Origin of the sequence: Duganella rhizosphaerae (genome assembly GCF_040364205.1) — a bacterium.
GTDB lineage: Bacteria > Pseudomonadota > Gammaproteobacteria > Burkholderiales > Burkholderiaceae_D > Rugamonas > Rugamonas rhizosphaerae.
This window is the reverse complement of record NZ_BPWK01000012.1, coordinates 40,349-54,837: the sequence shown is the minus strand read 5'-3', so window position 1 is coordinate 54,837 and position 14,489 is coordinate 40,349. Positions and strand designations below refer to the sequence as shown.

The 14,489-nt window shown below is 65.5% G+C and carries 11 protein-coding genes; 6 read left to right on the top strand and 5 right to left on the bottom strand.

From position 1 onward, the window contains the following. The first annotated feature begins 43 nt into the window (after positions 1-43). The 3 genes from RUGAMON1_RS22850 (at position 44) to RUGAMON1_RS22840 (ending at position 4,009) form a co-directional block, all read left to right on the top strand. Positions 44-2,002: an acyl CoA:acetate/3-ketoacid CoA transferase gene (locus RUGAMON1_RS22850; protein WP_445232700.1), complete on the top strand. Its 1,959-nt coding sequence runs from the start codon at positions 44-46 to the stop codon at positions 2,000-2,002. A gap of 67 nt (positions 2,003-2,069) precedes the next feature. Next, entirely contained in the window at positions 2,070-2,846 is a 777-nt protein-coding gene (locus RUGAMON1_RS22845) for a DeoR/GlpR family DNA-binding transcription regulator (RefSeq protein ID WP_445232699.1), read from the top strand. A 14-nt stretch (positions 2,847-2,860) separates the two neighbouring features. Then, on the top strand, positions 2,861-4,009 hold the full coding sequence (locus RUGAMON1_RS22840; RefSeq protein WP_445232698.1) for an MFS transporter: 1,149 nt from the start codon (positions 2,861-2,863) through the stop codon (positions 4,007-4,009). A gap of 7 nt (positions 4,010-4,016) precedes the next feature. Here the strand turns inward: RUGAMON1_RS22840 and RUGAMON1_RS22835 are convergent, their stop codons facing one another. The 5 genes from RUGAMON1_RS22835 to RUGAMON1_RS22815 all read right to left on the bottom strand — a co-directional run bounded on the left by RUGAMON1_RS22835 (position 4,017) and on the right by RUGAMON1_RS22815 (position 11,714). After that, positions 4,017-4,826, bottom strand: a complete 810-nt coding sequence (locus RUGAMON1_RS22835) for an ABC transporter permease (RefSeq protein WP_445232697.1) — start codon at positions 4,824-4,826, stop codon at positions 4,017-4,019. After that, complete coding sequence (locus RUGAMON1_RS22830) at positions 4,823-5,461, bottom strand: ABC transporter ATP-binding protein (protein WP_445232696.1); 639 nt, start codon at positions 5,459-5,461, stop codon at positions 4,823-4,825. The genes RUGAMON1_RS22835 and RUGAMON1_RS22830 overlap by 4 nt, the downstream gene beginning before the upstream one ends. 4 nt (positions 5,462-5,465) lie before the next feature. After that, complete coding sequence (gene moeA, locus RUGAMON1_RS22825) at positions 5,466-7,352, bottom strand: molybdopterin molybdotransferase MoeA (RefSeq protein ID WP_445232695.1); 1,887 nt, start codon at positions 7,350-7,352, stop codon at positions 5,466-5,468. A gap of 1 nt (position 7,353) precedes the next feature. After that, positions 7,354-8,475: a GTP 3',8-cyclase MoaA gene (moaA, locus tag RUGAMON1_RS22820; protein ID WP_445232694.1), complete on the bottom strand. Its 1,122-nt coding sequence runs from the start codon at positions 8,473-8,475 to the stop codon at positions 7,354-7,356. Between the two features lie 182 nt (positions 8,476-8,657). Beyond that, a complete protein-coding gene (locus RUGAMON1_RS22815) occupies positions 8,658-11,714 on the bottom strand; it encodes an Rne/Rng family ribonuclease (protein ID WP_445232693.1) in 3,057 nt (1,018 codons plus the stop codon). Positions 11,715-12,411: 697 nt separating this feature from the next. Between RUGAMON1_RS22815 and RUGAMON1_RS22810 the strand changes: the two genes are divergently transcribed. The 3 genes from RUGAMON1_RS22810 to RUGAMON1_RS22800 are packed head-to-tail and all read left to right on the top strand — an operon-like array spanning position 12,412 to position 14,480. Then, entirely contained in the window at positions 12,412-13,401 is a 990-nt protein-coding gene (locus RUGAMON1_RS22810; RefSeq protein ID WP_445232692.1) for an RluA family pseudouridine synthase, read from the top strand. A gap of 48 nt (positions 13,402-13,449) precedes the next feature. Next, positions 13,450-14,109: an HAD-IIIA family hydrolase gene (locus tag RUGAMON1_RS22805; RefSeq protein ID WP_445232691.1), complete on the top strand. Its 660-nt coding sequence runs from the start codon at positions 13,450-13,452 to the stop codon at positions 14,107-14,109. Next, entirely contained in the window at positions 14,109-14,480 is a 372-nt protein-coding gene (locus RUGAMON1_RS22800; RefSeq protein WP_445232690.1) for a Rieske (2Fe-2S) protein, read from the top strand. Before RUGAMON1_RS22805 ends, RUGAMON1_RS22800 begins: the two co-directional genes overlap by 1 nt. The last annotated feature ends 9 nt before the right edge of the window (positions 14,481-14,489 follow it).

Genomic DNA, 14,489 nt, shown 5'->3' with positions numbered 1-14,489 from the left:
GACCCCTGCTGAGCGCAGTGCGGGTTAAAAACAGGAGCCAACCATGCCTAGCCGTACTCTCGATTTTTCCACGGTCGGCACGCCAGCCGTCCAGCGCAACAAGATCGTCAGCGCGGCCGATGCGGTCGGCCTGATACGCGACGGCGACACCATCGCCACCGGCGGCTTTGTCGGCGTCGGCTTCGCGGAGAATATCGCGGTGGCGCTGGAGCGGCGCTTCCTGGCCGCCGACAGCGGCGGCCATCCGCGCGACCTGACCTTGCTCTACGCCGCCGGCCAGGGCGACGGCAAGGAGCGCGGCCTGAATCACTTCGGCCACGATGGCTTGCTCAAGCGCGTGATCGGCGGCCACTGGAGCCTGGTGCCCAAGCTGCAGCAACTGGCCATGACCGGCAAGATCGAAGCCTACAACCTGCCGCAGGGCGTGATCAGCCAGCTGTTCCGCGACACCGCGGCCGGCAAGCCCGGATTGCTGACGCACGTCGGCCTCGGCACCTTTGTCGACCCGCGCCACGGCGGCGGCAAGATCAACGCCCGCACCACCGAGGAACTGGTCGAGCTGCTGACGCTGGGCGGCAAGGAATACCTGTTCTACAAATCGCAGCCGGTGCACGTGGGGATCATCCGCGGCACCACGGCGGACGCGCTGGGCAACATCACCATGGAGCGCGAGGCGCTGACGCTGGAGGCGCTGGCGATCGCGATGGCCGCGCACAATTCGGGCGGCATCGTCATCGTGCAGGTCGAGCGCATCGCCGAGCGCGGCACGCTCAATCCGCGCCAGGTCAAGATCCCCGGCATCCTGGTCGATTGCGTGGTGGTGGCGGAAAAGCCCGAATACCATATGCAGACCTTCGCCGAGCCGTACAACCCGGCCTACTCGGGCGAGCTGCGCGTGCCCTTGTCGGCGGTGGCGCCGATGGCCATGTCGGAGCGCAAGATCATCGCCCGCCGCGCGCTGATGGAGCTGCGGCCGAACAACGTCGTCAACCTCGGCATCGGCATGCCGGAAGGCGTGGCGGCGGTGGCGGCGGAAGAGAAGCTGCTCGACCTGGTCACGCTGACGGCGGAGCCGGGCGTGATCGGCGGCATGCCGGCCGGCGGCTTGAACTTCGGCGCGGCCACCAACGCCGACGCGGTCATCGACCAGCCCTACCAGTTCGATTTCTACGACGGCGGCGGGCTGGATGTGGCGGTGCTCGGGCTGGCGCAGGCCGACCGCCACGGCAATCTGAACGTCAGCAAATTCGGCAGCAAGCTGGCCGGCGCCGGTGGCTTCATCAACATCAGCCAGAACGCCCGCAAGGTGGTGTTTGTCGGCACCTTCATGGCGGACAAGGGCGCGACCCGAAAATTCATCAATGAGGTGGAGCACCGCACCTACAGCGGCGAGTATGCGGCGCGGCGCGGGCAGGAGGCCTTGTTCATCACCGAGCGCTGCGTGATGCGGCTGGTGCTGGACGGCGGCATGTCCGGACTGGAGCTGATCGAGATCGCGCCCGGCGTGGACGTCGAGCGCGACATCCTGGCGCACATGGATTTCAAGCCGGCGATCAGCGCGCAGCTGAAGGTGATGGACGCGCGCATCTTCGCGCCGCTGGCGATGAGCTGGCGCGCCGACTTCCTGGCGCTGCCGCTGGATCAGCGGCTGGTGTACGACGCGCAGCAGCAGCTGTTCTTCGTCAATTTCGAAGGCTTCGAAATCAGCGACGCCGAGACCATCGCCACGATTTGCTCGATGGTGGCCGAGCGCCTGGCGCCACTGGGCCGCAAGGTGCCGGCGGTGATCAACTACGACAACTTCTCGATCGCGCCGGACTTGATGGACCAATACGTGGCGGCGGTGAACCAGCTGGCGGAGCGCTACTACAGCAAGGTCACGCGCTACGCGCACAGCACCTTCATGCGCGCCAGCCTGGGGCGCGCCTTCCGCCGCATCGAAAAGGACGCGGCGCTGTTCGCCAATTCGGCCGAGGCGCTGCTGCGTTTGCAGGAACCTTGATTGCGTAGTTGTACGTGTTTATGCGTGTTTGTTTACATTTTGCGCATGAGTGTGTACACTTTTGCGCATGAAACGTGAAAATCTCCTGCTGCAAGAGCGCCATGACCTGATATTGAAGCAATTGGAGGCCGACGGCCGCGTGATTGCCGCCGTGCTGGCGCTGGACCTGAACGTCACCGAAGACACGATACGGCGCGACCTGCGCGACCTGGCCGCCGCCGGCTTGTGCCAGAAAGTGTATGGCGGCGCCGTGCGCATCGCCGCCGCGCCGGAAAGCGGCACGCTGAGCCAGCGCCTTGGCCGCCAGCAGTCCGGCAAATCGCGCCTGGCCGCGGCCGCCGCCACGCTGGTGACGCCGGGCAGCGTGATCTTCCTCGACGCCGGTTCCAGCAACCTGGCCATCGCCGAGGCTTTGCCGAAATCGCCGCTGACGGTGCTGACCAATGCGCCTTCGATCGCGGCGCGGCTGCTGGACAGTCCCCACATAGAACTGATCATGATCGGCGGCCGCGTCAAGCAGGGCCTGGGCGGCAGCGTCGGCGCGACCGCGCTGCGCGAGGTGGAGCTGCTGCGGCCGGACCTGTATTTCATCGGCGCCTGCGGCGTCGATCTGCATGCCGGCATCACCGCCGTCGATTTCGAAGAGGCCGAATTCAAGCGCCGCCTGGCCGCGCACAGCAAGGCCACCGCCGTCGTCGCCACCGCCGAGAAACTGGGCGCGGTCGCGTCCTTCCTGGTGCTGCCGATCGCCCAGTTGACGCATCTGGTGGTCGAGCAGGATACCGATGCGCGATTGATGGATGCCTATTCCGCAGCCGGCACCCGCCTGCTGCGCGCCGAATAATGAAAGCGGCCCCCATGAGCACCGGCTTGCAACAACGTGTTTCAACCCGGTTGGCCTTCCTGGCCGCCGGCATGGCGATGTCGGCCTGGGCGCCGCTGGTGCCGTTTGCGCAGGCGCGCACCGGCGTCGAGCCGGGCCAGCTTGGCTTGCTGCTGCTTTGCCTGGGCATAGGTTCGCTGCTGGCGATGCCGGTGACCGGCGTGCTGGCCGCGCGCTTCGGCTGCCGCCGCGTCATCCTGCTGTCCGGCTTCGGATGCTGCCTGGTGTTTCCCTTTCTTGCGATGGCGCCGACGGCGTGGTCGCTGGCGCTGGTGCTGTTCCTGTTCGGCGCGACGATAGGCACGCTGGATGTGGCGATGAATATCCAGGCCGTGATCGTCGAGAAGGAATACGACGGCGCGCTGATGTCGGGATTTCATGGCCTGTTCAGCGTGGGCGGCATCGTCGGCGCCGGCGGCATGACGCTGATGCTGTGGGCGGGACTGGAGCTGGTCGCGTCGTCGCTGGTGCTGGCTGCCGCCGTTGGGCTGGTGCTGGTGTACGCCGGCCCGCACCTGTTGCGCGACCCGGCACCGTCGGAACGCGACGCGCCCTTGTTCGCCATGCCGCGCGGCGCGGTGGTATGGATCGGCGCCTTATGCTCGCTGGTGTTCCTGGCCGAAGGCGCGGTGCTGGACTGGAGCGCAGTGTTCCTGACCAGCGGCGGCGGCTTCACGGCCGGGCAGGGCGGACTTGGTTATGCGGCCTTCGCCGTTGCGATGACGGTCGGGCGGCTCAATGGCGACAAGCTGGTGCAGCGCTGGGGCGGCGCGCGACTGCTGCTGTTGGGCGGCTTGTGCGCGGCATTGGGATTCCTGAGCGTGGTGTTGGCGCCGTCGCCATGGATAGCGTTGGCCGGTTTTGCCTTGATCGGCACCGGCGCATCGAACATCGTGCCGGTGCTGTTCAGCGCCGCGGGCAGCCAGCAGGACATGCCGGCCAGCCTGGCCATCAGCGCCATCACCACCATCGGCTACGCAGGTATTTTGGCCGGGCCGGGACTGATAGGATTTGTGGCGCATGCGTTCGGATTGCCGCTGGCGTTCGCCGGACTCGCCTGCGGCATGTTGCTGGTCGCGGCCAGCGCCCGCATGGGCGTGGCCTCGTTGCGGCGCGCCGGCTAGTGTCCTGCTAGCGGCTGGCCAGGCGTTCGAGCCGCAGGCGGTGGCGCTCGTCGGTGACGCTGCGCGCCGCCAGGTAGACCGCCAGCGTGACCGACAGTCCGCTGCCGCCGGCCAGCAGGAACATCAGCAGGATCTGGTAGCGCACCGCGTCCATCGGGTCCATGCCGGCGAGGATCTGGCCGGTCATGATGCCGGGCAGGGTGATGATGCCGGCGGCCGACATCTGGTTGATCAGCGGGATCAGTCCCTTGCGCACCGATTCGCGGATCAGCGGCGCCAGCGCTTCGTTGCGGGTGGCGCCCAGCACCAGCTGCGCTTCGATGGCGTTGCGCGCGTTGATCACGCCGCCGTAGAAGGTGTCCAATCCCAGGCTGGCCGAATTGAGCACGTTGCCCAGCACGATGCCGATCAGCGGGATCGCGTATTGCGGCTCGTACCAAGGCGTCGGATGCAGCACCGTCAGCAGCGCCAGCACCGCGGTGGCGACACTGGACAGGCCGACGCTGGCGGTGGCCAGCCACACGCCGGGCCAGCCGCGCAGGCCGTGCGCGGGCCGCATCGCCACCTCGCGCGCGGCGGCGACGATCATCAGCATCGCCACGGCCAGCGTGGCCGCCGGAGACGCCAGCGCGAACACCCAGCGCAGCACCAGCCCGACCAGCAGCAGCTGCACCACCATGCGGGTGGCGGACCACAGTATCTTGCGCTGCATGCGCAAGCCCAGGTAAGCGGAGATGCCGGCATTGAGCAGCACCAGCGAGGAGGCGATGGCCAGGTCGATGGCGCCCGGCTGGATCGGGGTCACGCCAGTGCTCATGGCGCGGCCTGGTTTTCGGTGAGGCGGCGCTCGCACATCGTCATGCTGCGATGGCCCAGCGTTTGCGCCTGCGCTTCCGAGTGCGTGACCAGGATGATGGCCAATCCCGCATCCAGCTCTTTTTGCAGCAGCTGTTCGGTGGCGGCGACTGCGGCCGGGTCCAGCGCGGCGGTGGGTTCGTCCAGCAGCAGCACCTGCGGCTTGCAGGCCAGCGAGCGCACCAGGGCCATGCGCTGGCGCTCACCGGTGGACAGGCGGCTGATGTCGGCTTCCAGCAGCGCTGGCGACAGGTTCAGCTGCGGCAGCAGCTCGCGCACCCGCGCCATCTGCGCGGGCTTGAAATGGTCGCCTGCGGTCGGCAGCCACCATGCGGCTTCGGCGGGTTGGTAGACCACGCCGGCGCGCCACTCGGGCGCGCTCATGCCGGAGCGCGGCAGGCCGTCCAGCATGGCCTCGCCGGTGTTGGGATCGAGATCGCACAGCATGCGCAGCAACAGGCTTTTACCCGCGCCAGATGGGCCGGAGATGGTCAGGCATTGGCCCGCTTGCAGGTCGAAGGAAAACGGACCGGCCAGCGGCGACTGCAGGTTGCGGATGCGCAGGCGCGGGGAGGCGGCTCCGTCGGGCTGGATCATCTGCTCAGATCAAGCCATCGAACAGCAGCACCTCGACCATCTCGCCGGCGGCGATGTCCGCCTGCGCCTCGTGCAGCACGACGATGCAGTTCGCCTCCGTCATGGAGCTCAGGATGCCGGAGCCCTGGGCGCCGGTGAGGCGCACTTGCGGCGCGCCGTCGGTGCCGGAACTGATGATGCCGCGCTGGTATTCGGTGCGGCCGGGGCGTTTGCGGATGGCTTCCGTGGCGCGGGCCTGCATCGCCTGTTGCGTCGCCTGCGTGCCCATCATGCGCAGCAGCGCGGGACGGGCGAACATGTAGAACGACACCATCACCGCCACCGGATTGCCGGGCAGGCCGAACAGCCAGGCGTTGTCTGCCTCGCTGCGGACCTGGCCGAAGGCGAGCGGACGGCCGGGACGCATCGCCAGCTTCCAGAAGGCGACGTCGCCGATGCGGCCGAGGATGTCGCGCGTGTAGTCGGCCGCGCCCTCGGAGACGCCGCCGGAGGTGATGATGGCGTCGGCGTTGGCGCAGGCATCCAGCAGCGCCGCTTCCAGCGCGGCCGGATCGTCGCGCACGATGCCCATGTCGATGACGTCGCAACCCAGCCGCGCCAGCATGCCGAACAGCGTGTAGCGGTTGCTGTCGTAGACGCAGCCGTCGTCGAGGGGTTCTCCCAGCGAACGCAGTTCATCGCCGGTGGAGAAAAAGGCCACGCGCAGCTTGCGCCGCACGGCGACTTCGCCGATGCCGAGCGAGGCCACCAGGCCCAGGTCGGCGGGGCGCATGATTTTGCCGCGGGCCAGGGCGATGCCGCCGGCCTTCAAATCTTCGCCGGCGAAGCGGCGGTTGGCGCCGGTGCGGATGGCGCCGTGGCGGATGGTGACGGTGTCTTCGCCGATGTGCGCGGCCAGTTCCTGCGGCAGCACGCTGTCGCAGCCGGGCGGGATGGCGGCGCCGGTCATGATGCGGATGCACTCGCCGGCTTGCGGCGCCTGCACGCACGGGCGGCCGGCGTAGGCGATGCCGATCACTTTGAACGTGGCGTCGGGAGCGCCGGCCGGGGGCAGGTCGGCGCCGCGCAGCGCGTAGCCGTCCATCGCCGAGTTGTCGTAGGCCGGCACGTTGATCGGCGAGATGATGTCGTCGGCCAGCACGCGATCGAGGGCGTCGCGCAGCGCGAGCCGTTCGGTGGCGGCTACCGGCGTTACGCGTTCGCAGATGATGCGCTGCGCCTCGGCCACGGGCAGGGCGCCGGGATCGGCTGCGCGGACGGTGGCGGTGGGCGCTGGGGCGCGCTCGTGCTGCTGCAGCTCGGCCAGCGTGTTGATGTTGCGGAAAGCGTCGGCGTGGTCGAACATCACCTCGGCCACGCGCAGCGATTTGAACCAGCTTTCCATGCGGCGCGCGCCGGTGTCCAGGTAGGCGTCGAGCTGCGGCAGCAGGCTGGCCTTGAGCAGGGCGAACACGGGGTGCGGCTGGCGGTGCGGTTCGGCGCCGTCGTCGGATTCCATGGTGACGGCCAGCGCGACGTCGGCGTCCTGCGCCTGCATCGCGGCGTACAGGCGTTCGGCCAGGTCTTCAGGCAGGAAGGGCGAGTCGCACGGAGCGGTCAGCAGCAGTTCGGTGGGGCAGTACTGGAGGCCGATCTGCAAGCCGGCCAGCGGGCCTTCAAAGCCGTCCAGGTAGTCCGGCAGCACCGGCGCTTCGCCGGCCACGGCCTGGTACTGCGGCAGGTTGCGGTTGGCGTTGATGACGACGGTGGCCGCTTGCGGCGCCAGGCGGCGCATCACATGTTCGACCAGCGTGGCGCCGCGGAACGGCTGCAAACCCTTGTCGACGCGGCCCATGCGCGTACCGCGCCCGCCCGCCAGTATCAGTCCGGTGACCTTGCTCTTCAAAGACAAACTACCCTCCGATGTAAGACATTTCCACTTTGTTGGCGCTGCGTTGCAGGCCGTCGGTGTTATTGGTGCGCAGTTCCGAGTAACGGTCGCCGCGCGCGCGCCACAGCTGCGCCAGCACGGTGCTGATTTCCTCGTCGCTGCGGCCGTCGCGCAGCAGGGCGCGCAGATCGTGGCCGCTGGTGGCGAACAAACAGGTGTACAGCTTGCCCTCGGTCGACAGGCGCGCGCGGGTGCAGTCGCCGCAGAAGGCATGGGATACGCTCGAGATCAGGCCGATCTCGCCGCTGCCGTCGCCGTTGTGGTCGATATAGCGCCAGCGCGCGGCGGTTTCGCCGGTGTAGTTGGCGGACAGCGGCTCCAACGGCATCTCGGCGTGGATGCGGCGCACCACTTCGGCCGACGGAATCACTTCGTCCATCTTCCAGCCGTTGGAGGCGCCGACGTCCATGTATTCGATGAAGCGCAGGATGTAGGGCGTGTTCCTGAAGTGGCGGGCCATCGGCAGGATTTCCTGATCGTTCATGCCGGCCTTGACCACCATGTTGATCTTGACCGGGCCGAGGCCCACCTGGTGCGCCACGTCTATGCCGTGCAGCACGTCGTCGACCGAGAAATCGACATCGTTCATTTTCTGGAAGGTGGCGTTGTCGAGCGCATCGAGCGAGACGGTGATGCGTTGCAGGCCGGCGTCCTTGAGCGACTGCGCCTTGCGGGCCAGCAGCGAGGCGTTGGTGGTCAGCGTCAGGTCCAGCGGCTTGCCGTGGACGGTCTTCAGTTCGGCCAGCATGCCGACCAGTTTTTCGATGTTCTTGCGCAGCAGCGGCTCGCCGCCGGTCAGGCGGATCTTCTCGACGCCGTGGGCGACGAACGTTTGCGCCAGCCGCGTGATCTCTTCGAACGACAGCAGCGAGGTGTGCGGCAGGTATTGGTAGTCGCTGTCGAACACTGCCTTGGGCATGCAGTAGACGCAGCGGAAATTGCAGCGGTCGGTGACGGAGATGCGCAGGTCGTGCAGCGGACGGGCCAGCTGATCGCTCAACAGACCGGTGGGCGCTTCCAGGATAGCGGGGACGGCCGGCGGCGCGGGGCGCTGGTTGGCCATCATGATAATTTTCTCTGCCATGACTCTACAATCTTGCTGTTTTTGAAATGCGGGACAACGGTTGGACAACTACAAGAAGCTACGATAGCACGCCGCCGCCAAATCGGTGGGGCAGGGCTCCATTAAAAAAGCCCCGCCGGCACCGAGCGCGCTCTTGAGCGCGTTCAGGCCGGCGGGGCTTTTTGGTTTGCTACCCGTTGCGATTAGCGGCGGGTGTCCACCTGGACCAGCGGCTCGTCATTTTGCGGCGGCAGCGGCTTGCGTTCGCGTGGAACGCGGGCCGGTGCTACCGCGTTGGCGGCTGCTTCCTGCGCGGCGCGCAGCTTGGCTGGATCGGTGGCTGCCAGCGTCAGGCCGGCGGAGCCGAGCACTGCTTGCAGGTCGATCGGGGCCGACGGTGCGACCGGTGCCGGTGCTGGCGTTGGTGCGGCTACCGGTGCAGGCGCTGCGGCGACCGGAGCCACTGGCTCGGCAACCACTGGCGCTGCAACTGGAGCCGGAGCTGGCGTTGGAGCAGGCGCAGGAGCAACTGCGACCGGCGCGGCTTCCGCCACGACTGGTGCGGCAACTTCCACCACCACGGCCGGCGCTTCCGCGACGACCGGCGCTGCTGGTGCTTCCACCGCGACAGCTACTGGCTCGGCGACGACAGGCGCAGCTTCAACCACAGGTGCGGCAACTTCAGCTACGACGGCTGGCGCTTCAACGACTGGCGCTGCGACTGGCGCCGGTTCCGGCGTGACGACTGCCGCAACGACTGGCTCGGCGGCCGGTGCTTCGGCAACCACTGGCGCGGCGGCGACTGGCGCAACCACGGCTGGTGCTTCCACGGCCGGTGCTTCCACCACCGCGGCTGCTGCCGGAGCCACTGCTGCCTCGGCTGCTGGTGGGCTGAAGCTCAGGGCGATCTGCTCGCCTTGCTCAGCAGCTTCACCGGCGGCCGATTCCTGGCCTTCCGCGCCTTCAACACCTTCGGTGCCGTCACGGTCGCGACGATTGCGGTTGCGGCCGCCACGACGACGACGACGACGCGGCTCTTCACCGTCCACCGCTGCTTCGTTTTCATCACCCTCCGGGCCGGTGCTCGGCGCGGTTTTCAGGATGCTGGTGGCCGCTTCGGTCACCGGGCCGGTCGACGGCACGCCGACGTTCAGCGCCAACTCTTCAACCTTGGCTTCGACCGGAGCTTTCTCGCCGCGTGGTTCACGCGGAGGACGCGGGGTGCGCTCGGCGCGTTCCGGACGTTCTGCGCGTTCGCGTGGCGCCTGGCCTTCTGCTGCCTGGTTTTCACGCGGTTCGCGCGGCTCGCGCGGTGGACGCGGTGGGCGTGCCGGACGGCCATTGGCGTCGACTGCCTTCGCTTCGTCCGCTGCCGGACGGGCTGCGCCTGGTTCGCGCTCTTCGCGCTCGCCACGGCCTGCGCCCTTGCCGTTACGGTTGCGGCCACGTGGGCCACGCGCGTTGCGGTCGCCACGGTCGCCGGACGGCGCCTTGACCACGATGGTCGGCTGCTGCGGCAGGGCCGTCGGCGCCGGTTTCGGGCTCAGGAAGCTGAACAGCTTGGCGAAGAAACCTTGCTCGGCCGGTGCTGGCACTGGGGCCGGCGCTGGCTTGATGACGGTCTCGGTCGGCTTGCGCTCGACCAGCGGTGCCGGCTGGTCAGGGGTGATGGTCTTGACCATGGCTTCCTGGCGCGGCTTGGCTTCTTCCTTCTGGCGCTTGCTGTAGGCCATGTCGGTTTCGGCTTGCTCGGCCAGCGAGTAGCTCGCCTGGCTTTCTTCCAGACGCGGATCGTCGTGCTTGATGCGCTCGAGCTTGTAGTGCGGGGTTTCCAGGTGCTTGTTCGGCACCAGGATGATGCTGATGCGGTGGCGGGTCTCGATCTTCAGCACTTCGCCGCGCTTTTCGTTCAGCAGGAAGGCTGCCACGTCCACGGGAACCTGCACGTGGATGGTGGCCGAGTTTTCCTTCATCGCCTCTTCCTGGATGATGCGCAGCACTTGCAGGGCCGACGATTCGGTGTCGCGGATATGGCCGGTGCCGGAGCAGCGCGGGCAGGTCACGTGCGAACCTTCGGACAGCGATGGACGCAGGCGCTGGCGCGACAGTTCCATCAGGCCGAAGCGGGAAATCTTGCCCATCTGGACGCGGGCGCGGTCGTGGTGCAGCGCGTCTTTCAGGCGCTGTTCGACTTCGCGCTGGTTCTTGGCCACTTCCATGTCGATGAAGTCGATCACGATCAGGCCGCCCAGGTCGCGCAGGCGCAGCTGGCGGGCCACTTCTTCGGCGGCTTCGCAGTTGGTGTTGAAGGCGGTGGTCTCGATGTCCGAACCGCGGGTGGCGCGGGCCGAGTTGACGTCGACCGAAACCAGCGCTTCGGTGTGGTCGATCACGATGGCGCCGCCCGATGGCAGCGGCACGGTGCGGCTGTAGGCGGTTTCGATCTGGTGCTCGATCTGGAAGCGGGAGAACAGCGGCACGTCGTCGCTGTAGCGCTTCACGCGGTGCACCATGTCCGGCATCACGTGGCTCATGAACTGATGAGCTTGTTCGTAGATGTCGTCGGTGTCGATCAGGATTTCGCCGATGTCAGGCTGGAAGTAATCGCGGATGGCGCGGATCACCAGCGACGATTCCTGGTAGATCAGGAACGCACCGGATGCCGATTTGCCGGCGCCTTCGATCGCGCGCCACAGTTGCATCAGGTAGTTCAAGTCCCACTGCAGTTCGTCGACGTTGCGGCCGATACCTGCGGTGCGGGCAATCACCGACATGCCTGGCGGCAAGTCCAGCTTGTCCATGGTTTCGCGCAGTTCCTGGCGCTCTTCACCTTCGACGCGGCGGGAAACACCACCACCGCGCGGGTTGTTCGGCATCAGGACCAGGTAGCGGCCGGCCAGCGAGACGAAGGAGGTCAGGGCGGCGCCCTTGTTGCCGCGCTCTTCCTTTTCCACCTGGACCATGATTTCCTGGCCTTCGCGCAGCGCTTCCTTGACGGAGGCGGTGCGGACATCGACACCTTCGCGGAAGTAAGTGCGTGCTACTTCCTTGAATGGCAGGAAACCGTGGCGATCTTCGCCGTAGCTGACGAAGCAAGCTTCCAGCGACGGCTCGATGCGGGTGATCACGCCTTTGTAGATGTTGGATTTGCGCTGTTCGCGGCCGGCGGTTTCGATGTCGATATCGATCAGTTTCTGACCGTCGACGATCGCTACGCGCAGTTCTTCTTGCTGCGTAGCATTAAACAACATGCGTTTCATTTTTATTAACTCCGCGACCCGTAGGTCATCTCTGTGCCGCTCGGTTTCTTAGGACCGAGGCAGCGTGGTACAGGGATATACGCGAGAATTAATGTGATTGCGGTGGGTATGCCCATTCTGTGCGGCGCAGTAACGCGGACGAAACCGTTCGCGTTGCGGCTGCAACTGGGCGCATGAGGTCGATCGACATGCCGAGTGCTCGCATCACCAGCAACTCATCCATGCGGCCCCTAACGGACGGCAGAGAAATGCAGGCGGTGAGCAACGTCGTTGAGAGCCAAATCCTGACCAGGCTTACATACTACAAGTATTGCAACTTCGGTAACCAGGCTTGTTTCAGCCTTCCGTCGAGCTTGCAGCAAAGCATGGGGTTTGGCGAAAACGGCAAGCGTTATCAACTTCATCAACCGGCCAGCTCGACACTAAGACCGAGCTGGCCGGACTTTATCCTTACAATCCAACCATATTAATTCAGCATCCCTGCTGACATCCGATTACAACAACGGTGCAACCTTGATTCCGGCAGGGGTGGTGCGTATACATTTTTTCCTCTGAATTTGCAATTTGGCGAGGCCAGTGGAGACGCCCCTGTGTAAAATGTGCTTTTATTCTTACACTTGCAGCAGATGGAACCGCAGCGAAACAATTATATATTCAAAATGAAGGACTTAGAGAGATTTCTGGGAAGACAGAGCAAATGAAGCAACAAAAAGATGTTATCCCACCTTCAACACCGCAAGATGTTCCGCTCCAAGCGCAGTTCGTCACCATTACTGAAGAAGAAGCCGGTCAGCGTATCGACAACTACCTATTGCGTGTTTGCAAGGGCGTGCCGAAGAGTCACGTCTACCGGATTCTGCGCTCGGGGGAGGTGCGGGTTAACAAAGGGCGCATCGATCAGCTGTACCGTCTGGTACAAGGTGATATCGTCCGTATTCCGCCGGTCCGCATCGCCGAGAAGGCCGACACCACCCATGTGCCGGCGGCTGAATTCAAGGTCATTTTCGAGGATGCCCACCTGCTGGTGATCGACAAGCCGGCCGGCGTGGCCGTGCACGGCGGTTCTGGCGTGTCCTTCGGCGTCATCGAGCAGCTGCGCGCATCCCGCCCGGACGCCAAGTTCCTCGAGCTGGTACACCGCCTGGACCGCGACACCTCCGGCTTGCTGTTGCTGGCCAAGAAACGTTCGGCGCTGACCAACCTGCACGAGCAAATGCGCGACGGCCATACCGACAAGCGTTACCTGACGATGGTGGCGGGCGACTGGAAGAACGCGCGCCAGCACGTCAAGCTGCCGCTGCACAAATACACCACGGCCGACGGCGAGCGCCGCGTGGCAGTGCAGGCCGAGGGCATGCCTTCGCACACGGTATTTTCGCTGCTGAAGAAATTCAAGGACTTTGCCCTGCTGGAAGCCGAACTGAAAACCGGGCGCACCCACCAGATCCGCGTCCACCTGGCATCTTCCGGCTTCGCCATCCTGGGTGACGACAAGTACGGCGATTTCGCCTTGAACCGTGTTTTGCTGAAAGCCGACGCCACGCGCGGCGCGCTCAAGCGCATGTTCCTGCACGCCCATCAGATTACCTTTACCCATCCAGATTCCGGCAAAATCATGACGCTGAACGCGCCATTGGCTGCCGAATGTGAGCGATTCTTGGTAAGCTTGGGGAAACCTCTTAACTAATCGCAAATATTATTGAAGGAGCCGGCCCGCGATAGCAGGCCGGAACACATGGCAAGAAAGCAATTTGATTTAATCGTCTTCGATTGGGATGGAACGTTGATGGATTCAACGTCAACCATCGTGAAGTGCATACAGGCGGCGGCGCGGGACTTGTCCCTGCCGATCCCCCGTGACGACGTTGCCGCCCATGTGATCGGCCTCGGCCTGCATGAAGCCATGCAGGCGGTATTGCCGGAGATCGATCCGTCCTACTATCCGCGCATGGTGGAACGTTACCGCTATCACTTCCTGTCGCGCGACCACGAGCTGACGCTGTTCCCCGGCGTGCACGACATGCTGACGGAGCTGTCGCAAAACGGCTATTTCCTGGCGGTGGCCACCGGCAAGAGCCGGGTCGGCCTGAACCGCGCCATGAACGACGTCAAACTGTTGTCCATGTTTGACGCCACCCGTTGCGCGGACGAAACCTTCTCCAAGCCGCATCCCGCCATGCTGCAGGAGTTGACGCGGGAGTTGGGCCAGGATATGCGCCGTACCGTGATGATCGGCGATACGTCACACGATTTGCTGATGGCCAACAATGCCGGCGCGTCCGCCATCGCGGTGCAGTACGGCGCCCATCCGGCCGACCAGCTGGCGGCCTGCAACCCGCTGTACTCGGCGGCCACGGTGGCCGAGCTGCATCAATGGCTGAGCGAGCACGCGTAATGGCCGACGAAGATATCCTGATCTGCGCCGCCGACGCCGTGCTGGAAGGCGGCAGGGGCGTGCGCTTCCTGGTGACCGCCGGCGGCGACGACGGCACCGGCTTCGTGGTGCGCTATGGCGGCAAGGTGTATGGCTACCTGAACCGCTGCGCTCACGTGCCGATCGAACTGGACTGGGCCGAAGGCGAGTTCTTCGAGTCCAGCGGGCTGTACCTGATGTGTTCCACCCACGGCGCGATCTATGCGCCGGAAAGCGGTTTCTGCGCCGGCGGGCCATGCAAAGGCGGACGTTTGCGCCCGATCAGCGTGGTAGAGCGCGATCAGCAGATTTTCTGGCAACCGGATGACTACGTGCGCCCCGCGCGCGCCTGACTGACATTA